Origin of the sequence: Planotetraspora mira, assembly GCF_016863275.1 — a bacterium.
Classification (GTDB): domain Bacteria; phylum Actinomycetota; class Actinomycetes; order Streptosporangiales; family Streptosporangiaceae; genus Planotetraspora; species Planotetraspora mira.
Genome location: NZ_BOOO01000008.1, coordinates 128,984 through 152,314, shown reverse-complemented (window position 1 = coordinate 152,314; position 23,331 = coordinate 128,984). Strand labels below are relative to the sequence as shown.

Annotated in this window: 21 protein-coding genes; 1 reads left to right on the top strand and 20 read right to left on the bottom strand. The window is 71.2% G+C overall.

The window, feature by feature from the left end; genetic code table 11:
- Positions 1 to 30: 30 nt before the first annotated feature.
- The 18 genes from Pmi06nite_RS07895 to Pmi06nite_RS07815 all read right to left on the bottom strand — a co-directional run bounded on the left by Pmi06nite_RS07895 (position 31) and on the right by Pmi06nite_RS07815 (position 20,950).
- The gene (locus tag Pmi06nite_RS07895; RefSeq protein WP_203952224.1) at positions 31 to 1,752 is read right to left on the bottom strand and encodes a VgrG-related protein; all 1,722 of its coding nucleotides are present in this window, start codon (positions 1,750 to 1,752) and stop codon (positions 31 to 33) included.
- Positions 1,742 to 2,473 (bottom strand): CIS tube protein, encoded by a 732-nt coding sequence (locus tag Pmi06nite_RS07890; RefSeq protein WP_203952223.1) that lies wholly within the window; start codon positions 2,471 to 2,473, stop codon positions 1,742 to 1,744. The genes Pmi06nite_RS07895 and Pmi06nite_RS07890 overlap by 11 nt, the downstream gene beginning before the upstream one ends.
- A gap of 3 nt (positions 2,474 to 2,476) precedes the next feature.
- On the bottom strand, positions 2,477 to 2,917 hold the full coding sequence (locus tag Pmi06nite_RS07885) for a phage tail protein (RefSeq protein WP_203952222.1): 441 nt from the start codon (positions 2,915 to 2,917) through the stop codon (positions 2,477 to 2,479).
- Positions 2,918 to 2,955: 38 nt separating this feature from the next.
- Complete coding sequence (locus tag Pmi06nite_RS07880) at positions 2,956 to 5,118, bottom strand: hypothetical protein (RefSeq protein ID WP_203952221.1); 2,163 nt, start codon at positions 5,116 to 5,118, stop codon at positions 2,956 to 2,958.
- A 6-nt stretch (positions 5,119 to 5,124) separates the two neighbouring features.
- Complete coding sequence (locus Pmi06nite_RS42545; protein ID WP_275409551.1) at positions 5,125 to 5,256, bottom strand: DUF6760 family protein; 132 nt, start codon at positions 5,254 to 5,256, stop codon at positions 5,125 to 5,127.
- Positions 5,253 to 5,783, bottom strand: coding sequence for a hypothetical protein (locus tag Pmi06nite_RS07875; RefSeq protein WP_203952220.1), 531 nt, complete (start codon positions 5,781 to 5,783; stop codon positions 5,253 to 5,255). Before Pmi06nite_RS07875 ends, Pmi06nite_RS42545 begins: the two co-directional genes overlap by 4 nt.
- Positions 5,783 to 6,226: a phage tail protein gene (locus tag Pmi06nite_RS07870; protein WP_203886013.1), complete on the bottom strand. Its 444-nt coding sequence runs from the start codon at positions 6,224 to 6,226 to the stop codon at positions 5,783 to 5,785. Before Pmi06nite_RS07870 ends, Pmi06nite_RS07875 begins: the two co-directional genes overlap by 1 nt.
- Before the next feature lie 30 nt (positions 6,227 to 6,256).
- Positions 6,257 to 7,771, bottom strand: a complete 1,515-nt coding sequence (locus Pmi06nite_RS07865; RefSeq protein ID WP_203952219.1) for a phage tail sheath family protein — start codon at positions 7,769 to 7,771, stop codon at positions 6,257 to 6,259.
- A 134-nt stretch (positions 7,772 to 7,905) separates the two neighbouring features.
- Entirely contained in the window at positions 7,906 to 9,873 is a 1,968-nt protein-coding gene (locus tag Pmi06nite_RS07860) for a hypothetical protein (protein WP_203952218.1), read from the bottom strand.
- Positions 9,874 to 9,875: 2 nt separating this feature from the next.
- A complete protein-coding gene (locus Pmi06nite_RS07855) occupies positions 9,876 to 10,517 on the bottom strand; it encodes an eCIS core domain-containing protein (protein WP_203952217.1) in 642 nt (213 codons plus the stop codon).
- Between the two features lie 116 nt (positions 10,518 to 10,633).
- Entirely contained in the window at positions 10,634 to 12,112 is a 1,479-nt protein-coding gene (locus Pmi06nite_RS07850) for a COG1470 family protein (protein ID WP_203952216.1), read from the bottom strand.
- Complete coding sequence (locus Pmi06nite_RS07845) at positions 12,109 to 13,131, bottom strand: zinc ribbon domain-containing protein (protein ID WP_203952215.1); 1,023 nt, start codon at positions 13,129 to 13,131, stop codon at positions 12,109 to 12,111. The genes Pmi06nite_RS07850 and Pmi06nite_RS07845 overlap by 4 nt, the downstream gene beginning before the upstream one ends.
- Entirely contained in the window at positions 13,128 to 15,002 is a 1,875-nt protein-coding gene (locus Pmi06nite_RS07840) for a zinc ribbon domain-containing protein (protein ID WP_203952214.1), read from the bottom strand. Before Pmi06nite_RS07840 ends, Pmi06nite_RS07845 begins: the two co-directional genes overlap by 4 nt.
- Positions 14,999 to 17,074, bottom strand: coding sequence for an ATP-binding protein (locus Pmi06nite_RS07835; protein WP_203952213.1), 2,076 nt, complete (start codon positions 17,072 to 17,074; stop codon positions 14,999 to 15,001). The genes Pmi06nite_RS07840 and Pmi06nite_RS07835 overlap by 4 nt, the downstream gene beginning before the upstream one ends.
- Entirely contained in the window at positions 17,071 to 17,688 is a 618-nt protein-coding gene (locus Pmi06nite_RS07830; protein ID WP_203952212.1) for a Pvc16 family protein, read from the bottom strand. The genes Pmi06nite_RS07835 and Pmi06nite_RS07830 overlap by 4 nt, the downstream gene beginning before the upstream one ends.
- Complete coding sequence (locus Pmi06nite_RS07825) at positions 17,685 to 18,299, bottom strand: helix-turn-helix transcriptional regulator (RefSeq protein ID WP_203952211.1); 615 nt, start codon at positions 18,297 to 18,299, stop codon at positions 17,685 to 17,687. The genes Pmi06nite_RS07830 and Pmi06nite_RS07825 overlap by 4 nt, the downstream gene beginning before the upstream one ends.
- A gap of 97 nt (positions 18,300 to 18,396) precedes the next feature.
- Positions 18,397 to 19,530, bottom strand: a complete 1,134-nt coding sequence (locus Pmi06nite_RS07820; RefSeq protein ID WP_203952210.1) for an alpha/beta hydrolase — start codon at positions 19,528 to 19,530, stop codon at positions 18,397 to 18,399.
- Between the two features lie 163 nt (positions 19,531 to 19,693).
- Positions 19,694 to 20,950, bottom strand: a complete 1,257-nt coding sequence (locus Pmi06nite_RS07815) for an epoxide hydrolase family protein (RefSeq protein WP_203952209.1) — start codon at positions 20,948 to 20,950, stop codon at positions 19,694 to 19,696.
- Between the two features lie 52 nt (positions 20,951 to 21,002).
- On the opposite strand from Pmi06nite_RS07815, the gene Pmi06nite_RS07810 reads away from it, so the two are divergent.
- Positions 21,003 to 22,019 (top strand): glycosyltransferase, encoded by a 1,017-nt coding sequence (locus Pmi06nite_RS07810; RefSeq protein WP_203952208.1) that lies wholly within the window; start codon positions 21,003 to 21,005, stop codon positions 22,017 to 22,019.
- 144 nt (positions 22,020 to 22,163) lie between these two features.
- Here the strand turns inward: Pmi06nite_RS07810 and Pmi06nite_RS07805 are convergent, their stop codons facing one another.
- Positions 22,164 to 22,757 (bottom strand): hypothetical protein, encoded by a 594-nt coding sequence (locus Pmi06nite_RS07805; protein WP_203952207.1) that lies wholly within the window; start codon positions 22,755 to 22,757, stop codon positions 22,164 to 22,166.
- 56 nt (positions 22,758 to 22,813) lie between these two features.
- Positions 22,814 to 23,089 (bottom strand): hypothetical protein, encoded by a 276-nt coding sequence (locus Pmi06nite_RS07800; RefSeq protein ID WP_203952206.1) that lies wholly within the window; start codon positions 23,087 to 23,089, stop codon positions 22,814 to 22,816.
- Positions 23,090 to 23,331: the final 242 nt, after the last annotated feature.

Below are 23,331 nucleotides of genomic sequence, written 5' to 3'. Positions count from 1 at the left end.
GGTCAATTGGGTTCGGTCAGTTGAGTTCGGTCAGTTGAGTTTGATGATCGCGCCGGTGACCGTGACGTCGGCCTGGCCGCTGACGGTTACCCGGCTTCCCTTGAGCTCCAGCGGCCCCGTGCCCGCGTCGAGGGTGATGCCCGAGGTCGCCGTGACCTCCATCGCGCCGGTCCCCGCGTCGACGGTCACGCCCTTCGCCCCCTTGATCACGACGGCTCCCGACTTCCCGTCCAGCGTCAGGGTCACCTGCTCGTCGCCGGTGCTGAGCCGTACGGCACCGGGCTCTTCCAGGAACTCCAGCCGGTGGCCGACGCGAGACACGAGCGCGCGCACCGCCACCTGGCCGCTCGTGCCGTCGACCACGGGGGCCGACAGGCTCGGTGCGGTGTCGGTCCCGTTGCGCAGGCCGCCCAGGACGTAGGGGCTGTCGAAGTCGCCGTTCTCGAAGCCGACGAGGACCTCGTCGCCCACCTCGGGGAGCAGTTCCAGCCCGCGGTCCTTGCCCGCGCCCGGCTGGGCCACCCGGGCCCAGCCGCTGGTGAACTCGCCGCTCAGCCATGGGAACGTGAGGCACACCCGGCCCATCGTGAGCGGATCCTTGATGTTGCTGACGATGGCGGGGACGAGCCCGTGGGCCACGGCGGAAGCGCCCCGCGAGGCCAGGCCGTACAGCGAACGGTCCTGGCGGCCCGAGACCGAGAAGGCGGTCGTGTACCCGGTCTCGGGCGAGAACAGATGGCGGGTGCCGCTCAGCGTGTACTTCCCCGCGAAGGGCGCGCCGACCCCGGCCAGCGAGACCGCGGCGCCGGCACGCAGCCGAGGGTTGCCCTTGGCCACGCCGTCCAGTTCGACGGCCGTGCCGCCGAGGTCGGCGGCGAGCGCGTCCGCCGCGGCCTTCACCTCGGCCTGCGTCCGGTGCCCGCTGACTCCCGCCAGCACCGTCGGCGCGCCGAACGTCCGGCCGAGCTCGGCCGGATCGGCGCCCGCCTCCTTCAGCGCCGGTGTGGCCGTGGCCGTGATCTCCTGCTTGTGCTCGTAGTCCCACCCGCGCACCTCGACCTCGGCGGTCTGCGAGGCGGCGGTCACCGAGGCGCGCAGCGAGATCAGGTTCGCGTCGGCCTCCAGCACGAGCGGGTTCTGCTCGGCCTTCTCCGTCGGCCCCGGAGCGTCCGACGGGGGAGCGGGCAGGCGGAAGAAGAGCCTGCCGCCGGAGACCCCCACCTGCGCGCCGACCCGGTCGGCCAGCCGGGTCAGGAACGTCCAGTCGCTCACGTTGTCCTGGCTGAGCTGGGTGTGCAGCCGCCCGCCGACGCCGGGCAGCGGGTCGATCTGCCCGACCGGGATGTTCGCCCGTCTGGCGACCTGGCGGACCACGTCGCTGACCGTCATGTTCGGGTACGCCGCGACGCGGCGGCCCCGCATCAGCCGGTGGGCCTCGTCGAACCCGCGCACCTCGGTGATCGTCCCCGCCGCGTCCAGGTCGAGCGTCAGCCCGGCCACCTCGCCCGTCATCAGCGTCACCGGCGGGCCGGGGTCGGAGGTCTGCGCCTTCAGCGTCACCTTCGCGCCCACGGTCAGGCCGCCCTTGTCCACCACCAGGTGGCCCGGGTCGCGGAACCGCAGCAGGAACGTGTCGAGCAGGTTCCTGCTGTCCTCCACGTAGCCGTGGACGAGCAGCGCCGCGATCTCCGGCGGAAGCTCGGCGCCGCCCACCTCCACCAGCAGGGCACTGGAGAACGTCTCACCCGCCACCGAGTTCCTCCCTCGCGGGGATCAGCAGCCGGGCGCCCGGCCGGAGCCGCATCGGGTCCCCGATGTCGTTGGCCTTGGCGATCTCCCGCCAGAAGCCGGGCTCGCCGTAGTAGGCGTAGGCCATGCCGGCCAGGGTGTCCCCGGCGACCACCACGTGCACGTCCCTGGCGGCCAGGGAGCCCGATGTCGGGTTCTGCCGCTTCGTGGTGCCGAACACCTCCTCCACGGCGATCGTGCACAGGGCGCGCACCGGCATCCCGCCGGGGGTGAACAGGGTGTACTTCGCGGTCACGCTGCTGACGAACGCGGGAAAGCCGGTCAGCCCGCCCCAGTTGAAGATCACCCAAGGGGGCGTCGGCTTGCCCTCCGCGCAGACCATGCAGGAGAACAGCCGCTCCACCGCCTTGACCACGCCGTCGTCCATCTTCTCCGTGGCGTCGAGGAACATCTCCAGCTGCAGCTTGCAGGGGTCCGACCCCAGATACTGCGGGCGGGCGCTGCGGTCGGTCTTCTTCTGCGCCTTGCGCTCCCAGCTCGCCGACTTGGTGAGCGAGAGCTCCTTCGGGTTGTACTGGAACTTCACGGTGCCGATCTGCGCGCCGGGGTTGCGGTCCGTCGGCGTCTTCGGCGGCTCGTGGATCGCGAGGAACGCCTCCTGCACGCTGGCCGGAGCCGCGCCGGTGACGCCGGGGGCGCTGAACGTGACGGGAGCGGCGGCCATCGCTCAACCCCCCCATCCCGGTCCGGTGAACCCGTGATGGGCGAGCTCCAGCGTCTCGGTGGCCACCTTGGGCGAGTCGAGCGTGAACTGCGGCCCGGTCCATCTCACGGGGACCACCCCCGTGAGCCCCCAGGCGACGATGACCTCGCCCATGGCCGTACGCGCCTCGATGGTCGCGGTCTTGCGCTGCACGCCCTTGGCCAGGCTCGTCAGCCACATGGGGATCTTGTCGGCGGTCGCCTTGGTGATCGGCCTGGTCAGCTTCACGTTCGGATACTTCAACCGGGTCGGCAACTGCAGCACCATCCCGTTGTTGCCGCCCACCTCACGCTGCTCGATCATGACCTCGCAGCCCAGGCCCTCGCAGCTGTTGAACGCCCCGATGTTCTTGCCGTCGATCGTGACGACGAAGCACACCGAGACCGCGATCAGGTCCTCATCCATGCGGACCACCTATCCGAGTCGCCCATTCGAGTCGCCATTCAAAAACGCCTTCCGCCCGGTTCCGACAGGTCGCCGCGGCGCTCGCGTTCCAGCCAGAGCTCGGCCCTGAGGCGGCGCAGCAGCGGTTCGAGCAGGCGTCCCACCAGTTCCTGGTCCTGCTTCGCGTCCCCGGGCGCGCGTCCCGCCGGTTCCGCCGGCGGCGCTACCTGGGGTGGCGGTTCCACGACTTCCGGCCGGTCGGCGACGGGATCCTCCTGGCGGGCCACCGGGATTCCCGACGCCGCCAGCCGCATCACGACGTGCTCCGCCATCTCCGCCATGCCGTACGGCGCCGCGCGGCCGGACTCCGCTCCGGTGCCGGAGGAGTCCGCAGGAGTGCCGAGGGCCTGCACGGTCTGCACGGTCGGCATGGCGTGCGCGCTGAACGCTTGTACGGCAGGCATGGCTTGTGCGCTGAAGCCGGCCGTCCGGATTCCCGGGGGACTCGCCGGCCAGGCCGCTTCCCGGAGCGGGGTACGCGCCCCCATGCCCGTAAAGCGCTGGAGCCCCGGCTCCTCCGTCTGCCTGATGGCCGGTCGCGTGACCGGGGGACCGCCTGCGGCGGGATCGCCGGGGGTCCGGTGCGCGCCGTCGTCGAAGAGCAGACCGGAAACGGCCTGTGGCGCCTCTGGCATCAGGCTCAGGCCCAGGAGGGGACGCGTCGGCTCCGCTTCCAGTCGTACGGCTCGCGCGACGACATCCGGCCGATCGCCGGCCGGGACTTCGGTTCCAGCTGTGGTCCGACGAACAGGTTCGCCCGGACCTCGGGAGGTGACGGTGCCCGCCGGCGTCCGTTGAACGGGTTCGCCGAGCCCCTGGGCGGCCGTGGTGCCCGCTCCTTCCGCTCCGGTGGTGGTGCGACCGGAGTCGGCCGAGTGCACGGGTATGTCGAGCCGATCCCACCCGAGCGTGGGCGCGACGGGGTCCGCGTCCACCGGTGCCCGCACGCCGGACGGCGTCTCCGCCGGGTCACGGGTGGCCGATCGGATGAGTGTGCGCGCCTGGATCGACGAGTCCGTGGGGCTGGGGGCGCCGGGCGCTTCCATCCGCGCGACCGTGGGCGTGACGTCCGACCCGCTCGTCCGGCCGGACGACCGTCCTGCGCCGGGTGTTCGAGTCGGCGAGCCTCCCAGTGCGTGCGCAGACAGGCCGTTTCCCGGCGCGTCCACGGGCAGGCCGTTGCCCCGCGCGTCGCCTTCGAGGGGTGGGCCGAGTCCGAGCCGCCGTCCGGCCGTCCGCTGCACAGAGGGAAGACCCTCTGCCTGCGGTTCGCGGTGGCTCCGCGGCCCGGCCTCCTTCGCGGAGACCTGCCCTGAGGCGGTCTCGTGAAAGAGCGGCGGAGCGGCCTCGGCGGCATACGTGCTCAAGGACGTGTCGCCCGCGAGCGCACGCATGCCGCCTCCCGCGAGGTCGGCGTCACCCGCGTGAATGTGCGCCGAGCCGTCCCCGGTGCCGATGGCGTGAGCGCCCCCGGCGTCGTGTGGGGCGTCGACCGTGTGGGCACCCCAGGAGTCGTCCTGGGCGCTCACCACATGGCGGAGGCCGTCGCCCGAGGATTCTCCCGGGAACGCCTGCGTGCTTCCATGAGAAACCTCGACGCGCACGCCTTCCCCCATCGGGCCGTGCGACCCCGCGTCCACGAGCGAGGATCCGTCCTCACGGCTCACGACCGGCAGCGCGCCGGGAGAGGGTGCCGGAGCCGCCCACCGGGAGATCGTCACCGGCTCGGGCCCGGCCGGGGCCGTGGACGCGTGCCGTACCGGCGCATGGTCGTCGTCCGGCGTGCCCGGTCGTTCGGCGGGAGCCGTACCGGGGGAGAGGGAGCCGATGAGGCCGCCGGGCCGGTCCACGACGTAGTGGCCGAGCGGCGCCAGCGACGACGGGTTCCGCCAGGCCGTCAGCGCGCCGGAGAACGCGTCGCCGGGATTGACCAGCGGGTGCGGGCCGACGACTCGCTGGAGCGGTGGCAACGATCGCCACTCACCGCGATGCACCGGCCGCGTCTCCACCAGGGCGTCCGGCCGGGTCCCGGCCGGTGTCCCGGCGTGTGCGTCCGGGAGCGCGGCGGCCGTCGCCTCGGCTCGCGCGTCCTCCCGGGTCCCGGTCCGTGCGCCGTCCTCGCCGGGTCGCCCGGGCTCGGAGCGCGTCCATGGCCACCGCATCGCGGCCTACCCGGCCAGCCGGCCGGTCTCGGCGACGAACCGGCGGCGCTCGTGATGCTCCAGGTCGAGGAGGTCGTCGAGCGGCCAGTGCAGGTGGTACGCGAGATAGGTGATCTCCTCGTACAGCCGGTCGGTCACGGTTCCCCCAGGCGGCTGCCCGAGAGGTCGACCGTGAACTCGTGGCGGCACTCGGGGCAGGCGACGGCCGCCCGCGACTGGCCCTCGCTGTTCACCCGCCGGTACAGGTCCTGCAGGAAGGCCAGATCGGAGGCGAAGAAGTTCTCGATCAGCCCGGGATGGACGTCGGTGATGGTCCCGATGCGCGTGACGACCCGGCCGAGCAGAACCACCGTGAGATAGGCGCGGTTCTCGCGCACCCGGTCGTCCCTGAGCGGGACCAGTTCGTCCCGCGCGGTGGCCAGACGCATGACGCCGTCACGGTGGACCGTGCCGTACTCGTCGACGTAGCCTCGGGGCAGTTCGAACGCGAACTCCGTGCGCATGGTCTCGCGCCGGGGCCCGCCGTACGGCCGGCCGTCCTGTGCGTGGTCGCCCGTGTCGGCCGCGGCCCTGCCGGGATCGCCCGCACCCGGGACGGCGACGCCGGACATCTCCGCAGTGGACATCCCCACTGGCGACATGGCGGCCGGGGCGGTGCGGCGCATCACGCGGGCTCCATCCCCTCGTGCACGATGACGAGCTTCTCCATCAGCACGGTGGTGTCGCCGGCCTTGAGGGTGCCGATCTCCAGGCTCTTCGGCCAGGCGTTGTGCAGCTTGTACCGCTTGATGGCGACGCCCTCGAAGTCGTACACGATGATGGCGCCGCCCTTCCTGGCGTCCTTCATCTTGCCGAACTGGGCGTCCTTGGCCCATTTCTCGAAGCTCTGGTCGTTCGTGAGACCGCGCGAGAGCGTCACCTCTCCGGGCTTCGGACGGCCGGGCAGCTTCTTGCGCATGAACTTGCCGTCGGCCGTGTTCTGCGGCAGGTCGATGACGTCCTGCTCCATCTTGAGCCCGGACACCTCGCTGATCTGCTTGATGACGATGCCGTCGATCTCCAGGCCGAAGGAGTGACCGACAGAGGTGTCCATCTCGGGGAGTGCCATCACCTAACTCCTTGAGTGCTGTTCGGGGTGCTATTCGCCGATGAGGCCGGCGCCGCCCGATATCTGGGCGAGCCGGAAGACCACGAACTCGGCCGGCTTCACCGGGGCGACGCCGATCTCGCAGATGACCTGTCCCGCCTCGATGCTCTCCGCGGTGTTCGTCTCGCCGTCGCACTTGACGTAGAAGGCCTCGTCGGGCGTGCGGCCGAACAGCGAGCCCTGCTGGTAGCCGAGGATCAGGAAGGCGCTGATCGAACGCCGGATCCGGGCCCACAGGGCGTCGTCGTTGGGCTCGAACACCACCCACTGGGTGCCGGTGAGGATCGACTCCTCCAGGTAGTTGAACAGGCGCCGCACGTTGAGGTAGCGCCAGGCCGGGTCGGAGGACAACGTCCGCGCGCCCCAGATCCGGATCCCGCGGCCGGAGAACGCCCGGATGCAGTTGATCCCGATGGGGTTCAGCAATTCCTGCTCACCCTTGGTGAGCTGGGTCTGCAGGGCCACCGCGCCGCGCACGACCTCGTTGGCCGGGGCCTTGTGCACACCGCGCGTGGCGTCGCTGCGCGCCCAGATCCCGGCGACGTGGCCGCTGGGCGGCAGGAACCGGGTGGCGTTCACCGCCGGGTCGAAGATCTTGACCCAGGGGTAGTAGAGCGTGGCGTACTTGCTGTCGTATCCGGCCAGGTCGGTGCGCCATTCCTTCACCTGGTGGGCCGTCATGCCGGGAGGCGCGTCGAGGATCGCCATGCGGTCGCCCATCAGCTCGCAGTGCGCGATGATCGCGTCCTGGACGACCTTCACTCCCTCGAGGTCGATCGCCCCCCGCTCGTAGGCGCCCATCAGGTCGGGCACCGCCACCATGGTGATCTCGTCGACGGCCTCCAGGCCGCCGAAGCCCGTGCGCTCCGCGACGTTGCCGACGTAGTCGTCGGCCGAGATGTGGTCGGGCACGGCGGCGGGGGCCGGCGGCGTCCGCAGGGTGACCGACTGGGGCGACGGCACGGCGGCGGTGGTGCCGGTGTCCACGAGCGTGATCAGCCGGGACTTGCTCTGCACCTGGGTCGCCACGTTGTCCTTGCCGCGCTTGGCGGTGACGCCCTCGTAGGTCTCCTCGACCTTGCCGTCGCGCTTCACGACCAGGTTGAACCGGTCGCCCGCCTCTTCCTGCCCGGCCGGCTGCGCCACCTCGACGACGATCTCGGGCTTGCCGTTCTCCAGTTCCTTCGCGGCGACGCGGTAGGTGCCGAGCATCGCCTGCGGTTCCGGCAGGGTCCCCGCGCCGTCGCCGCCGATGCGGACGACGTAGCAGGTGCCGCCGCCGTTCAGGAAATATCCGTAAACGGCGTGTGCGAGGTTGCACCCCGGGATGAAGTCCCCGAAGGTCTGGGTGAACTGGCTCCAGCTCGTGACGAGGGTCGCGGTGTTGTACGGCCCGAGCGCCGCGAAGCCGACGAACGCGGCGACCGCCGTACCGACCCCCTCGATCGGCCGTGAGCCCGCCTCGACCTCCTCGACGTACACACCCGGGGTCAGATATGTGGGCATCCTTGCCTCCGTTCGCGGAATCTCGTCCCGCATCCAGAATCAGACGCCCAGGCCGGGAGCGCAGCGTCCGCCCGCCCACCCTTTGGTCCCTCGTCCGCTGCCCCAAGGGGCAGGCCCGCGCCTTGTCCGCCGAACTATCGCGGTCCTCTGACGAGGGTCATCGGCTCGAAGGATCTGTGCCCGCCCATCCAGTGGTAGTCGATCCGGATGCCGAGCCGGTCGGCCGCCAGCCGCATCCGTGCGACACAGGACCCGCAGGGGTCGTACTGCCCCATGATGGTCATGGTGTCGCCGCGCTGCAGGTCCGGATTGCGTACGGCACGCGCCTCCGTGTGGGTGAGCAGCGCGCTCTCCGGCCATCCCTCCGCGGCCTCGAGGTCCGTCATGTTGCCGCTGTTGAGCGTGTCCCTCGAGACCTCGCCCACGCCGGGCCGAGTGACGATCACTTCGGCGGTGTGAGGGGGACGGTAGTCGCTGCCCTGCGCCTTCCGCAGTGCCTCGTCATTGGGGTTGATCCGCTGTTCCAGCACGTACTGCGCCGTCCCGTCGCCGTTCCTGGCCTTGCCCTGCAGCTTCTTCTTCGGCATCGTCCAGTAGCGTCTGATGAGTGCCTCTGCGGCGGCCTTGTCCGTCGTGGCCAACTTTCTCAGTGCGGAGTCGCTGAGCTGCTCGAACGGAGCAGGCGCCGGCCCTCCCGTCGACTCGAGCACCGCCAGTTGTTCGGGCGAGGCCTGGACGAAGCGCGGTCCGTCCCCGGCCATGACGAGGGCCGGGACCAGTTGACGTTGTCCCCGCATCGGCACCGCGGTCTTCAGGAACTCGCCCGCCGCCCGCGCTCCCGCCTGGATCTTGGGAGTCGCCATCTTGGTCGGTTTGTGCAGCAGGACGGCGATCAGGATGTCGATGCTGATCGCCACAGCCGCCTTGGCGAAATGGCTTCCGGCCAGGTCGAGGTCCATCTCGTCGTTTGCGCCGGCCGCCGTGGTGATGAACGCCTTGATGTCTCCGGCGATGGTGTAGACCTCCGGGCCCACCATCAACGCCGACAGTCCGAGCATGACGAGGCCGGCGGTTCCACCGGTGCCCATCTCCAGCACCGCGAACAGGATCGTCGTGCCCGCGATCATCGCGAGAGACGCGGGCGCGAGCAGTTCCTCCAGCTTCCCGCTGACCTCGGCTCCGCCGTACTTCTCGGACCGTCGGATCGATTCGGCGAGCTTGTCCATCGTGGACATCGCCGCGACGTTCCGTCCCGAGACGGTCGGCGCCTTCGGCCAGGGTGGTTCCACCCCCGGGAACTGTGCGCGCCAGGTGGCGTCGAGCGACGCCTTGACCCGGTCGCCTTCGGGGAAGCGGTCGGCGCTCCGGCCGTTCTTGAGGAGGAGGATCAGTTCGGACTGCCCGAGAGCGCTCACCGCCTGGTTCGTCTCGGCGGTGGGCAGGAAGTCGAGCACCCGGAAGACGTCGTCCGCCACCGTCAACTCGACGAGTGGTCCCAGGTGGGCCATCTCGAAATACTGATGGAGGAGTGTGTTCCAGCCGCCTGCAGGTGGCCGCACCTTGGCACGGATCGCGAGGTACTGATCAGAGAAGTGCTGACGCAGCCCGGATCGGCTGAGTGCATCCAGCAGGGGGATCAGCAGGTCGGAGAAGGTGCCCGTCTGCCGGATGCCGGTCGTGCGAATCGCCGCTTCCAGCCGGGCGACCGAAGGACCTCCGAGCCCGGCCACCGTCCCCAGGTTGGCCAGCAGGTAGCTCGCGTTGGCGAAACCCAGCTTCTCCAGGTAGTCCAGCATGTACTCGATCGGAAGCCCGTTGAGGTAGAGCAGCGCCTCTTTGAACTGGCCCGCGACGACCTGCTCGGTGAGAGTCGCGACGGGGGACTTGGCCGCGTTCTCGGCGGCGGGCGGCGCCGACGTGGGCGGCGCGGTCTGAACGGCCGGTGACTGGAGTGCGGGAGCCCGTGACATCAGGCCTCGCACCGCGGTGTTGCCGGCTGCCCTCTGCAGGTGGGCGAGCCCCTCGTCGGACGCTTGCGCCGTCCGCTTCGCCGCCCGGGTCTCGTCGTCCGAGGAGTGTCCGCGTTCCGTGTGCGCGCGCACGGCTACTCCGCCTGCTCTTCCTCGGGTTCTTCCTGGCGCTGGACGTACGTCTGGGCCGTCGGCTCCTCTTCCTCCGGCGCCTCCTCGCGCTGAACGGCGGGGGCAGGCGCCGACATCACGTGGTCGGCGGTGGCCGAGGCCTCGCGCTCGAAGCGGTCGGACGGGTCGCTGACCCGCACGCCGCCCCCCGCCTCCGTGCCGTCCACCGGGCCGTTGCGCTGCTGGATGACGTGCGTGAGCTCGTGGGCGAGCATGTGACGGCCGGCGTCGGAGGACGGGTCGTAGTGCTGGAACACGACATTCGACCCGACCGTGTACGCCTGGGCGTTCACGGAGGTGGCCGAGTGCCGGGCCTGCTCGCCCGTGTGGATCCGCACGTCGGAGAAGTCCGCGCCGAACCTGCCCTCCATGTCGGCCCTGACCTCGTGGTCGAGGGCCTGACCGCCCGAGGAGATCACATCGTGGACCGGCGAGCGTTCCTCCTCCAGCATCCCGCTGACCGCCGCGTTGCCCGCCGTGCGCTGCAGGCCGAGCAGGCCGCGCGGATCCATTCCCCCCGCCTCGAGAGCCGCCCCCTCGTCGGCTCGCGCGCGGTCGCCCGGCGGCCGGAACTCCGCGCCGAGGTCACCGGCATGCCTGTGCATAGCGCCCCCTGGGAGCAGTGTCGTCTCCCCGACGCTGACATGCTCCGCAGCGGGCAAGAAGGACCGGAGGTCCGTACGAAGGGGCGGCGGAGACCGCCCCTTCGGGCACGGCACCCCTACTGGCGCTCGATCACCTGGTCGAGGATGGCCGTCACGTCCTGCCAGTCCTGCGGCAGGGCGTCGTAACGGACGGACCGCTCACCGTTCACGATCAGCTCGTACGTGATGTGGTCGGCCCCGCCGGGCTCCGGCGCGGGTTCGCCGAGCTCCAGTCGCCCGAGATTCTCGGTGAGCCCGGCCAACTCCTCGGGCGTGAGTGTGGTGTCCACGTTGGTCGTCACCCGGGTGACCGTGGCGCGGCCGTCCCCGAACACCGTGATCCGATCGGCGAACCCGGCGAAGCCGCCCGACCGGTGATACTCGACGAGCAGTTGCGACGCGGGGTTCACCGGAGGAGGTGCGGGGGTCTTCACCCGTGGCGACGGCGACGGCGACGGCGACGGTGATGGTGATGGTGATGGAGGCGGAGGGGGAGAAGGCGACGGCGAGGGGGGTTCGGGAGACCGCATCGTGACCCCCGGCGCCGGAGAGGCGTCCTCCTGCGTGGGCGATCCCGCCACCGCCATCGGGCCGGAACCCGTCTCGGACGAGGACGGCCGCAGGTTGAGCGCCAGGCCCCCGGCGAGGACGGCCACCAGGGCGCCGGCCAGAACCAGCGGCAGCACGCCCAGCCGCGGCCGGACGATCCGTACGCCGTCGGCGCTCACCGGCTGACCCTCCTCCGGTGTGGCCACGATGTGGAACGGAATCCGCTGCGGCTTGCCGAGCCATTCCTGCCGGGCGTGCACCTGGAACGGGACCGCCGACCTGCCCGGCTCGACGGTCGTGCCTGCCGGGAGTTCGAAACTCAGCAGCCCGTCGGTGTCGGACGCGGTGAGCCGTAACCGCTCGGGAACGTTGCCCTGGTTGTCGATCAGCAGCGTCTGCGTCGTACGGCTCCCGCCGCGAGCGGCGCCCGGTTCGAGCGTCAGCGTGAGCGACCGGTAACCGCCCAGGTGCACCGCTCCGACGGCGCTCGCCTGCAGGCCGGAGGTGACCTGCGAGTCGGCGAGCACACCGAAGCTCCACGTGCCCGCGGACGAGGCCGCCTGGCGGGAGGGCGCGAACCTCACGGTGCAGACACCCGGACGGCCGGGATAGACGGTGAGGTCGGCGGGCTCGACGCTCGCCCAGGACGCCGCGGGGCCGGAGACGCGGACCAGGAACCGCTCCACCCGGTTCCCGGTGTTGTGGATGGTCGCCTGGGTCTCCGCGATCTGCCCCGGGTCGACCGTGAGCGTGGGATCGGCGAGCTCGATCCGCGCCCCCGACCGCTGCTCCTGCTCCACCCGCTCGTGCCGGGCGGTCTGCGGTTGCGCCTCGGGCTGCGGCGGGTGGGAGGTCGAACCCCGCTGGTCCGGTGGCGGCGGCTCCTGGGCGGGTGGGCGGTGGGTCGCCGTCCGGTCCCACGGCAGGTACGCGCCGCAGGAGGGGTTGACGCAGAACTGGGTGCCTTCGGCGTTGACCTGGCCGCAGACCGCACACGTGACGCTCATTGCAGGCCCTCCAGCCACGATCGCACCTGGTCCTGGTTGTCGTATGCCCAGGATGCGGCCGCGAGCAGCAGGGCGATGACGACACACCAGAGCACCAGTTTGACCAGTCCGCCGAGGCAGCCTGCCCTGCGCTGCCGCTGCGCGCCCGACGGGACGTACACGACCTGCGGCCGCGGGGGTTCCGGCGGCGGCTCGGGCCGCGGCGGCGGGGGCGCGGGGGCCGGCTTCGGCTGGGGCCGCGGCGGAGCCGGGACCGCGCGAGAGCCGTTCACGGCGATCGGCGCGCGGTCGCGCGCGGCCGCGGTGACGGTGAAGCGGTAGGTCCGGCCGTCGTCCTGGCCGCTCACCACGGTCACCCTGATGGGCACGGTCGTCCGGCCGGGAACGGCGGAGACCGATGTGGGCAGGTCGAGCCGGAGTTCGCCGGACTCGTCGGTGGCGCTCAGCTTCACCACCTCGGAGAGGTTGCCCTGGTTGTCGAGGATGAGGGAGTGCTCCGTCGTTCCCCGGCCACGTGTGACCTGCGGCCACAGCTCGGCCGTGAGCGCGGAGAACGTGCCGACCGTGAGCCAGCCGGTCGCGTCCGCGTGCAGACCGGTGTTGACCGACGACTCGACGAGGACGCCGAAATCCCACCGGCCGGCACCGGCCGCCGACGAGCGGGGTGGGGTGAAGCGCAACGCGCAGGTGGCCTTGGTGCCCGGATAGACGGCGAGCTCGGCCGGGTCGGCCTGCCCCCACGCCGCGGCAGGCCCGAACAGCCGCAGCTGGAACTGCTCGACGCGGGTCCCGGTGTTGTGGATCGTCACCTGGGTCCCGATCGTCTGGCCCGGCTCGACCGTCAGGGACGCCTCCGCGAGATCGATGCGCAGGCCCGCGCGCTGCTCGGCGACGGGTACCCGGCCCGTCTCCGGCTGCCGGGCACGGTCCCACGGAAGGTAGGCGCCGCACGTCTGGTTCGCGCAGAACTGGGCTCCGCCGACGTTCTGGAAGCCGCACTTGGCGCATGTCAAAGTCATGTCACGACCAGCCAGTCATATGGGATCTTCACGAATGGTCGCCGGGTGTAGAACGGCTCGACCTCGGCGAAGCCGTCGCCCTGGCTCAGCACGCAGACGTCCGTCAACGCCGAGGCGTAGAGGCCGGTGTCGTCCCGGTAGCTCGTGGCGTCCGGCGTGAGGAGCACCGCCGATCGGAGGCCGATCACGTCGTGCTCAAGCCGGGGAGCGGCGACGCCGACGTTGCCCGGAACGGTCCTGGCGAGCCCGGCGGCGGCCTTCACCTGCCCCTTCCCGTCCCCGGCCGGGTCCACGACGAGATAGTCGAAGGCGACCTCGGACGTCGCGGCCGAGGCGTCGAGGGTCGACGCGATGAAGCCGCCCTGCTCCTTGTCGTCGATCCGCACGGCCTGGCCGCCGTCCCGCACGGTCAGGATGATCACGCTGTCCGGAGTCGCGGTCTCGATGCCGGAGACCTGCACCCGTTGCTGGCCGGTTCCGATGCGCGCACTGCCCGCCTCGTACGGCAGGCCGCCGAGGGTTCCCCGCTGCCGGTCGACCACGAGATAACTGAAACGCAGGCCGTCGGGCGAGTCGCCGGTGACCGGCCCGACCCGGAACGAGCTCTTCTCGCGCCCGGTCACCCGCAGCGCCGCGGCGGGGAAGTTGCCCCCGGTGCGCGGGCGGTCGTCGCCGATGGTCGTGCCCGCCATCGTGATGGCGGTCAGATCCGGGGTGAGGAAGATCCTCGCGCTGGAGGCGAGGTTCCGTACGGCGACCTCCGCCACGCCGCCCGTGAGCTCGCCCTTGCCGGCGACGTACGCCGGAGGGGTCACCGGTTTCGGCGTCTTCTTCACGGTCGCCTTGGGGGTGGGCTTCGCCCCCTCGCCCGGTGCGGCCGAGTTCCCGTTCGTGGCCTCCTCCGGGGCGGTCGTGTCCGAGCCGCCGTCCGGGGCGGTCGTGTCCGAGCCGCCGTCCGGGGCGGCCGTGCTTCCCGCCCCCGCCGTGGCGGGCGGGCCGGTGGAGGAACGGGTCAGCGCGAGGACGCCCGCGACGAGGGCGATGACCAGCACAGGCGCCACGACGAGCGGCCAGCGGCCGAACCGGGGGGTGACGATGCGGGTGCCCTCCGCCGTGACGGGTGGTTGGCCCGCCGGGGTCACGACCACCGTGAACGGCACCCGTTTCGGCATGCCGAACGTCGCGGGCGCCGCCCCGACCTCGACGGAGACCGCCGCCTTGCCGGGGTCGAGCCGCACCTGGGCGGGCAGCCCGATGCGCAACTCGTTCTCCGCGTCGGTGGCGGCGAGCCGCAGGTCCTCAGGGGCGTTGCCCTGGTTCTCCAGCATCAGCGAGTGCCGCGTACGGACGCCGCCACGGGACGCGGCGGGTGACAGTACGGCCTTCAGCGCGTGGAACCTCCCGATCGTGAGCCTGCCGGGCACGTCGTCGCGGAGGCCGCCGCTGACCATGGAGGCCGCCGCCACGACGAAGTCCCAGGTGCCCGCCGGTCCGGCGGGGGAGCGGGGCGGCGTGAAGGTGATCGTCGCGGTGGCGGCGTCGCCCGGATAGACCGTGAGCTCCCCGGGGTCGACGGCGGCCCAGCGGGCCGCGGTGCCGGTGACGGTCAGCGCGAACCGCTCGACCCGGGTCCCGGTGTTGTGCACGGTGGCCCGCGACTGCGCGCCGGTGCCGGGCTCGGCCGTCAGGTCCGTCGCGTCGAGTTCCATCCGCATGCCCGTCTTGCCGCCCGCCTGTGGCCGCAACGCGGTCTGCGGTTGCCTCTCCTCGGCCGGGGCCTGCCCGGACCAGGAGAGATACGCCCCGCAGCCGGGGTTCGCGCAGAACCGGGCTCCGGGTGGATTGCTGGTGCCACAACTGGCGCAGTTCATCGGCGCTCCGGGGTGACGAGGGAGAGATAGGTCCCGAACTCCCGCTCCAGGCAGAGGCGTCCGAGTTTGCGGTACTCCCGGGCGACGGCCCCGACGAGGTCCGCCATGCACACCGGTTCACCTGACGTCGCCGCCAGGTAGGCGGCCGTGATCGCGACCGACCGGATGTGCCCGCCCGCGAGTTCGAAGGAGCGCGCGAGGAAGTCGAGGTCCACGTCGGGGTCGCGTGGCAGACGCGCCCCCAGGCACCGGTCCCACAACGTGTGCCGCAGGTCGGAGGAGGGCACGGGGAAGTCCACCACCTGGTCGAGCCGCCGGGTGAAGGCCTCGTCGAGGTTGGCGCGCAGGTTGGTGGCCAGGATCGCGAGGCCGTCGAAGGTCTCCATGCGCTGCAACAGGTACGCGCTCTCGATGTTGGCGTACCTGTCGTGCGCGTCGCGGACCTCCGACCGCCTGCCGAAGATCGCGTCGGCCTCGTCGAACAGCAGGACGCCGTTGACCCCCGCCGCCTCGGCGAAGATCCGCTCCAGGTTCTTCTCGGTCTCGCCGACGTACTTGTCGACGACCGTCGCCAGGTTCACGGTGTACAGGTCGAGACCGAGCGACGCGGCGATGACCTCCGCCGACATGGTCTTGCCCGTGCCGGAGTCGCCCGCGAACAGGGCGGTCACGCCACGGCCGCGGCCGCCTCCCGGCCGCATCCGCCATTCGCCGAGCACCGTGTCCCGGTGCCTCGCCCGCGCGGCGAGCTCCCGGAGTTGTGCTGTGACGTCGGGGGGAAGGACGAGGTCGTCCCAGCCCACGGCCGGCTCGATCCTGCGGGCCAGCCGTTCGAGGCCGCCCGCGTTCTGGGCGCGTGCGCCGAGCCGCAGATGGTCGGCGCGCAGCGGGCTCTCCTCCGCGAGCGCGATGAGGGTGGCCGCCGTCGCCGCCCGGGTGATCTGCTGGGGGCCCAGCGTGAAATGGGCGGTCGCGGCGTCCGGGTCGGCTCCTGGCGCGAGCAGGCCGTTCAGCGCGTCGCGCCACAACTCCGCCCGCACCGCGCCGGGTACGGCTTCCACGTCGGCGGGCAGCGGGGGAGTGGAGCTCCAGTGCGGGTCGAAGGGGGCCGTGCCGTACATGATGACGACGACGTTCGCGCTCGGTGGCGCGGGAAGCGGGCCGGAGATCGGACCGATGACGATTCCGCGTCCGGTCAGCAGCGCCTCACGGTAGAGCGAGCGCGCGAGGTTGGGGGTGAGCCGGGCGGCGTCCGCGCAGAGCGCCCCGGCGCCCGCTCGGGACAGCGCGGCCACGGCGAGTGCGTGCCCGCTTCCTCCGGCGCGTTCCCGCAGGTAGACGAGACGGACACCGTTCTGTACGGCTCGCGCCAGCCGTTCGGCTCCGGGAAGCGTCACCGCTGCCCGCCCCCCGGCTGCCGTGTCGATCGTCGTGTCGATGGTCGTGCCGGCTGTCGTGTGGGCGGCGGGGAGGGTGAGAACCGCCGCGAGCGCGGCGTCGGGCCGGTCGTCGCCGAGCAGGTGCGCGACCACTCGGTCCGGCACCCGGAGCGTGCGGGACAGCAGCGGCCGCTCGGGCTCCTCCACGACCAGGAGCCCGAGATCGGCCAGCGCGTCCAGCCGGGCCCGCGCGTGTGCCGAGGCCTCCTGCATGCCGCAGAGCCGGAGGGCGAGCCCGACCGTGGCCCGCCGCCGTGTGACGTCGTCGTTCAGGTAGCCGTAGAGCTGCTCGTAGCGGCTGTCCACGTCGGGCAGCACGGCGGCGAGCAGGAGTTCGACGTCGAGGTGGCTCAGGCCGGCGGCGGCGGTGAGGTCGCGGAGCCGGGACCGCCCGCCCGCGGCCTCCGCCTGGTCCGCGGCGGCCTCCACTTCGGCGAGACCGGGATCGCCGTCCCCGATGGGCAGCCGTCGCGAGCGCAGGATCTCCTCGACCGCCTGGTCGGAGAGGTAGAGGCCGCGGAAGGGGTCGTCCGGGATCGGATCGCGGGCGCGGAAGGCGGCGACGGCGCCGCGGACCCGCCGCTCGACGAGGCCGAGCCGCCCGAACAGGTGCGTCACGCCGGGGTCGGTCACGGTCGCCGGTCCTTCGCCTGGCGGGACATCGCGATGCGGGTCTGCCTGTTCACGACCCGGGCTACCAGGTCCTCCGTCACCAGCGGGGCCGCCGGCTCCGGCGGCACGGCAGGGACGGGCACGCTGACGACCACGTCCAGCGAGGGCTTCAGCTCGCCGCCGAGAGCCGTCCAGACGTCGGCGAACGCGCGGTCCTCCGGAGGCGGCGACGCCACGGTCATCGGCACGGGAAGCCCCAGTTCGGCGAGGGACCCGGTGAGCCGCGACGGCGGCATCATCTCGTTGGCGAGCAGGACGACCAGCATCGACGAGAGCAGCCGGTGCTCGTCCTCCGGCCGCTGCGTCCAGGCGGTGACGAGGTAGGACAGCTTCATGTGGCGAGGCGGCCGGTGACGTGCCGTGATCCGGCCGTCGGAGTCGTACTCCGGGATCCGGCCCAGTTCGCGCCTGCGCAGGTCCTCGCGGATGTCGTAGAGGTACATGTTGACGGTGGGGGTGTTCCGCCGGGCCGCCCACTCCTTCGTCGGCGCCTCGAGCAGCACCTCGATTCCGCTGCCGGCCAGCGCGTTCTCGCGGATCAGGTTCCGCAGGGCCTCGTCGATTTCGTGGATCACAACAGGCCGTTCCTGAGCGCGTAGGCGACCGCGTGCGAGCGGTTGCGCAGGTTGAGCCGCGTCGTGACGTCATGCATGACGCTCTTCACGGTGCGCTGGGAGTAGCAGAGCCGCGCCGCTATCTCGGCGGTGTCGTAACCATCCGCGACCAGGCGCAGCACCTGCACCTCCCGGTCGGCGAGGCCGGTGAACGACAGGCCGCGCGGGCCGAGCACGTCGCGCTGGACGCTGCCCACCTGGGAGAGCAGCCGGCCCAGCAGGTCGGGCGGCAGGGATCCCTCTCCTTTGGAGGCGGCCTCGACGATGGCCAGGAGCCGGTCGGGTGTGGCCTCCGCCCGGCGGACCAGCCCGGCGACCCCGATCTCCATGACCGCGATCAGGCCGGCGTCGTCGACGTGCCGGGAGATCACGAGAATGCGCAGGTCGGCCCGGCAGCGCAGGGCCTTCAACGATCGCAGCAACTCCTCGTCGACGGTGTCGCCGACGACGAGGGCGACCCGCGCCTCGTCCTGGCCCACCAGTCGCACCTCGGGGCGCTGGCGGAGCTGACTGGTCACCCCGGCTCGGAGGATGGGGTCGTGAGCCTGGACGTACACCGCGATGCGATTCACGCGGTCAGTATGCGAAGCGGGCCCTAACGTGCGGTCAACGTGCACCTAACGCCGCCTCTTCGGGTGCCCGACCGGGCATCCGAAGAGGGGCGGCGTTCTATCGCCGGTGGGAGAGCACCCAGGCGGCGAAGGCCTCGACCCCGTCGACGACCTTTTCGAAACGCAGGGAGTGGAACAGGTCGAACGCGTGCTGCGCGCCGGGCAACTCCGCGTAGACGACCGGGGCGGACGAGGTGCCGCGCAGCTTCCCGGCGAAGAGCCGCGCGGCGTCGACGGGCGCGATCGAGTCCCGGTCACCGTGCGCGATGAAGAACGGTGGCGCGTCCTGCCTGATGTAGGCCATGGGCGAGGATTCGGGGCCCTGGCCGTAGTAGTTCCCGTACCAGCCGTTCAGGGAGACGACGGCGGTGACCGAGGTGTCCGCGTGCTCGAATCCCGGCTGGAAGTCGGGGTCGTTGGGGGTGAGGGCGGCGATCGAGGCGAGGTGACCTCCCGCGGAACTGCCCGACACGAAGATCATCGACGGGTCGGCGCCGTACTCGTGCGCGTGTTCCCGCGCCCAGGCGATCACCTTCTTGAGGTCGACCAGGTGGTCGGGGAACTGGGCCGCAGGCCTGAGGCGGTAGTTCGCGCTGATGCACACCCACCCTCGGCGTGCGAGCCGGTGGATGAGAGGGAGCGACTGACTGTTCTTCCTCCCGCTGTTGAACCCACCCCCGTGCAGGTGGATCAGCAGGGGACCGCCCGAGGGGTGGGAGCGATGGCGGTAGACGTCGAGGAGATTACGCCGGCCCGCGTCGCCGTAGCTGATGTCCGCCCGCCGCTCGACGTCGCGGGGGCGTATCGCGACCGGCAGGAAGAGGATGCGGAGGAGCGGGAGCCGGCGACGCCGATTCACGTCGGCGGCGCGCCACCCGCTGCCGAGGCCTTCGGCGAGGGCATGGTCGATGACCGGACCCGTCCGCAGCCCCCGCCGGACGACGACCGCCAACAGGGCCAGCACCACGGCGGCCGGCCATCCGCCCAGTATGTCGATGGAGCCCTGGCCGAGGGCCAGCGCCGTCGAGGCCAGGAGCCAGTAGAGGACGACGAAGGGCAACTCGTTGATCACGATGCCGATGCGGAAGCTCAGATAGGCGAGCGACCACGGCCTGCCCACCGGTCGCAGGCCGAGCACCACACAGACCGCGGTGAGAGTCACTGTCGTCAGGTAACCGATGGGGGGAGTCATGTGGACATCGTCGCCGTCACGGCCTGCCACCGCATCGGGCGCGCGGTCATCCCGAGTCCGACTGAGGTGACGCCCGCCTACGACTTTGGTCGGGGCGGCTGACGAAGCCGTTGCCGAGTTCGAGGCGATTTCGGGCCTGGGGCCAAGCCGCCGAGCGCACTGGCTAACGGCGGCCGCGGAAGGTTCGCCGGAGGTCGTCGACCCACAGCTCGGGGATCTCCCAGGGGATGAAGTGGCCGCCGTGGTCGTGGGCGGTGAGGTTGACGTGGTTGTACCAGGCGGCGCGGTCACCGTCGAGGAAGCTCTGGACGCGCCGGTCGGTGCTGACGCCGGGCGGGTTCTCGTAGCCGACGAAGGTGATACCGGTGGGCGCCTCGACAGTCGGCCGCCGGTCGTGGGACGGGGTCCACGGGTAGCGGTTGTTGTTGGCGTAGGTGCGGATCGAGGTGCCGATCGTGTTGGTGACCCAGAAGATCATGGCGTGGGTGAGCAGGTCGTCCTTGGTGAAGACGGTCTCGACGTCGCCGCCGTTGTCGCTCCAGTTCACCCAGCGTTCGAGTATCCAGGCGAGCATCCCGGCGGGTGAGTCGGACAGCCCGTAGGCGAGCGTGCTCGGGCCGAGCACGTGCGCGGCGAGGTGGACGGCGAACCGCTTCTCCCACGCGACGATCTGGGCGTGGACGTCGGCGGGCAGGCCGTCAGGGATGGGCCGGCCGCCGCTCAGGTCCCAGGCCCGGTCGCCGTCGAACAGGGTGAGCTTCTGACCGGAGCCGATGTGGATGGCATAGAGCTCATCGGCGTACTTGTGCCCGAGTTGGCCGGTGACCAGGGCTCCGACGTCGCAGCCGGCGGCGGCGTACTTCTCGTGGCCGAGCGTGCGGGTCATGAGGGAGTGCCAGAGGTCGGCGACCTTCCAGAAGTTCATGTCCGGGTCGTCCGGCAGCGGGGCGGAGAACCCGAAGCCGGGAAACGAGGGGACGATCACGTCGAACGCCTCGGCGGGATCGCCGCCGTACGCGCCCGGGTCGGCCAGCGGGTCGACGACCTTGGACCAGTGCCAGAACGTCCAGGGCCAGCCGTGCGTGAGGATCAAAGGTGTCGGATTCGGGCCGACTCCGGGCTTGCGCATGAAGTGCACCGGCACGCCCTCGACCTCGACGTGATGGTGCTCGTAGGCGTTGATCGCAGCCTCGGCCTTGCGCCAGTCGTAGCCGGTGCGCCAGTAGTCGACGAGTTCTTGCAGGTAGGTGCGGTTCACGCCGTAATGCCAATCGTTGTTGCCCGCGTCGTCAGGCCAGCGAGTCAGCTCCAGGCGCTGCCGGAGGTCGGCGAGCACGTCGTCGGGCACGTGGATCGGCGTCGGTTCCAGCGGGAACGGCCGGGCCTCGGCACCGTGCAGCGGGGTGGTTTCGTGGCTCATCGTCGTCTCCTCGACCACTACAGGGATCCGCACGCCACGTATGGTCGTCGGCATGCGTGTGCTCTTCGCCAGTCTTGCGTCGGTCGGTCACACCTACCCGCTGATCCCGCTCGCGATCGCCGCACGAGATGCCGGGTACGAGGTGCATTTCGCCGCCGGAGAGGACGTGCACGCACCGCTGGCCGCGAACGGACTGCGGCCCTTCCGCCCGGCGGATTCGTTCTACGAGATGTATGCCGAGGATCTCGAACCGGAACTGGCACGGTTACGGCCCGACCTCGTCGTACATGAATGGGGACTGCCGGGGGCGGCGATCGCCGCGCACCGTGCCGGAATCCCCGGTATCTGGCATGGGTTCGGCCGCCTGTTCCCCGAAGGAATCGGTCTCGAACTGCCCACGAAGAACGCCGAGGCTCCCGGACGGCCGCACATCGACATCTGCCCGCCCTCCTTGCAGGACAAGGACTTCCTCGCCGCCGAAGACCGACTCGAAATGCGTCCCCTCCCGTATTCCGCACCGGCCGCACTGCCCGCCTGGGTCAGCCGGCGCGATTCCACGCCGCTGATCTACCTGACGCTCGGTACCGCGTTCGGCACCCCGGAGTTGCTCATCGCGGCCATTGAGGGTTTGGCGACGCTGAACGCACGCGTGGTGGTAGCCGCCGGCCGGGTGCGCCCGGAGCAACTCGGCGACCTGCCCGGCAACGTCACCGTGCAGACCTGGGTGTCGCAGGCGGACTTGTTGCCGCACATCGACGCTGTCGTGCACCACGGTGGCAGCGGCACCACCCTCGGCGCGCTCGCCGTCGGCGCCCCGCAACTGATCCTCCCCCAGGGAGCCGACCAATTCGCCAACGCCGATGCGATCAGCTCAGCGGGCGCCGGGCTGCGCCTTCTTCCCGACGAAGTGAGCGCGAACGCCGTCGCCGAACACGCCCGGAAGCTGTTGCCACAGCAGGGACAGGCCGGCTACGGCGACGCGGCCCGGGCGATCGCCGAGGAGATCGCCCGCATGCCCTCCCCGGACGAGGTCGCCCGCCGGTTGCCGGAATATGCCAAGCGCGGATGAGTCCCCGGACCGAACCACGCTGGTGCCGTAGCAGGCAGCGGTCCCGCCGGATGAGGCGGAACTCGTCACCGACTCGTGATTGTGACTCTTCCTCCCGCGTCATGGGCGGCCGCGCCTGCGGCCGCCCCCGACACGTAGGCGGACTCAGCCCGCCGACCGTGCTGCCCCGGTTGTGCTGTCCACGACCGCCTGGTGTTCCTTCGCCCCCGCAAGGAGCGCGACCCCGACGGCAAGGAGCAGGAGGTAGGTCACCAGGTCGACGATGTTGGTCAGCAGGTCGTGCCGGTCGCTCTGGGCGAAGGTGAGCAGAAAGCCGCCGACGCCGTAGACGAGGGGCGCCCATCGGCGGCCGCGTGACAGGTCGGCCCTTCGGGCGATGAGGATCCCCGCGACGAGCGCCACGAGCACCGACAAGATGCCGCCGACCGGCAGCAGTGCGTTGTCATGGCCGGTCGTGAGCATGATGACCCCGCCGATGCTCAGCAGCAGCCAGCCGACGGGCCACAGAGCCAAGGTGATTCGTGCGGGAAGGCCTGGTCCGGCCTCCTTCAACAGGGCGAGCCCGCCGGTCAGTACGGCGACGGCGGTACAGGCGATGGCGCCGAGCGTGTTGCCGATGTACCAGGAGGTCGTCCGCACGGCCGGGTCGCTGAACACGACGGCCCAGCCGGCGAGGAAGAGCACCCCGCCGACGATGCCGACGGCACCGAAGAAACGGGCGCGGGGAGAGTGTCGCATGGTGATCCCTGTCTGCCATGGCCGCGGAGAAGTCGGCCGGTTCGTGTACGTGGGTGTCAGATGTCCGGGTGTGTGGTCGTGAGCAGCAATACCGCGACGATCAAGGCTGCGATGAGCCGCGCAGCGGAGATCGTGACGTCGATCGGCGGGATTTTCGGGAGCACGAACGCCGGCACGCCTGTCAGCCCCGCCATCGCCTGGGCGGAGACGACCGTGTTGCGAGCCCACACCGCGCCCCGCCATGTCGGCCAGGTCGCCGCGAGGGTCAGGACTCCGATGCCGAGGACCACGGCCGCTGCCGTGGAGCCCAGCAGCAGTCGGTAGACGGACACGGCGATATCCGTACCGGCGCATGCCACGGCGAGGACCAGCCCCCAACGTGCGGTGGCACCCTTCCGTGCCTTCCCGGGAGATCTGGCGTCGCGCATCGCGGGTCCCTTCCGGCGGCGTGTGGACGTCAGTCTGCGACGGCGGGCGGTACGAGCGGATGAGGCGAGGTTCCCTGTCGGACATGCGAGGAGGGGACAGATTCCCGGTTCGATCGGGAATGCGCACCTATGGCGACTGAGGCTGT

Excerpts from the sequence above, each read along its gene's own strand:
- Pmi06nite_RS07815 (WP_203952209.1), bottom strand. The coding sequence starts at position 20,950 with ATGAGCCACGAAACCACCCCGCTGCACGGTGCCGAGGCCCGGCCGTTC.
- Pmi06nite_RS07805 (WP_203952207.1), bottom strand. The coding sequence starts at position 22,757 with ATGCGACACTCTCCCCGCGCCCGTTTCTTCGGTGCCGTCGGCATCGTC.
- Pmi06nite_RS07890 (WP_203952223.1), bottom strand. The coding sequence starts at position 2,473 with ATGGCCGCCGCTCCCGTCACGTTCAGCGCCCCCGGCGTCACCGGCGCG.
- Pmi06nite_RS07880 (WP_203952221.1), bottom strand. The coding sequence starts at position 5,118 with ATGCGGTGGCCATGGACGCGCTCCGAGCCCGGGCGACCCGGCGAGGAC.
- Pmi06nite_RS07865 (WP_203952219.1), bottom strand. The coding sequence starts at position 7,771 with ATGCCCACATATCTGACCCCGGGTGTGTACGTCGAGGAGGTCGAGGCG.
- Pmi06nite_RS07885 (WP_203952222.1), bottom strand. The coding sequence starts at position 2,917 with ATGGATGAGGACCTGATCGCGGTCTCGGTGTGCTTCGTCGTCACGATC.
- Pmi06nite_RS07855 (WP_203952217.1), bottom strand. The coding sequence starts at position 10,517 with ATGCACAGGCATGCCGGTGACCTCGGCGCGGAGTTCCGGCCGCCGGGC.
- Pmi06nite_RS07870 (WP_203886013.1), bottom strand. The coding sequence starts at position 6,226 with ATGGCACTCCCCGAGATGGACACCTCTGTCGGTCACTCCTTCGGCCTG.
- Pmi06nite_RS07840 (WP_203952214.1), bottom strand. The coding sequence starts at position 15,002 with ATGAACTGCGCCAGTTGTGGCACCAGCAATCCACCCGGAGCCCGGTTC.
- Pmi06nite_RS07810 (WP_203952208.1), top strand. The coding sequence starts at position 21,003 with ATGCGTGTGCTCTTCGCCAGTCTTGCGTCGGTCGGTCACACCTACCCG.
- Pmi06nite_RS07875 (WP_203952220.1), bottom strand. The coding sequence starts at position 5,783 with ATGCGCCGCACCGCCCCGGCCGCCATGTCGCCAGTGGGGATGTCCACT.
- Pmi06nite_RS07845 (WP_203952215.1), bottom strand. The coding sequence starts at position 13,131 with ATGACTTTGACATGCGCCAAGTGCGGCTTCCAGAACGTCGGCGGAGCC.
- Pmi06nite_RS07850 (WP_203952216.1), bottom strand. The coding sequence starts at position 12,112 with ATGAGCGTCACGTGTGCGGTCTGCGGCCAGGTCAACGCCGAAGGCACC.
- Pmi06nite_RS07820 (WP_203952210.1), bottom strand. The coding sequence starts at position 19,530 with ATGACTCCCCCCATCGGTTACCTGACGACAGTGACTCTCACCGCGGTC.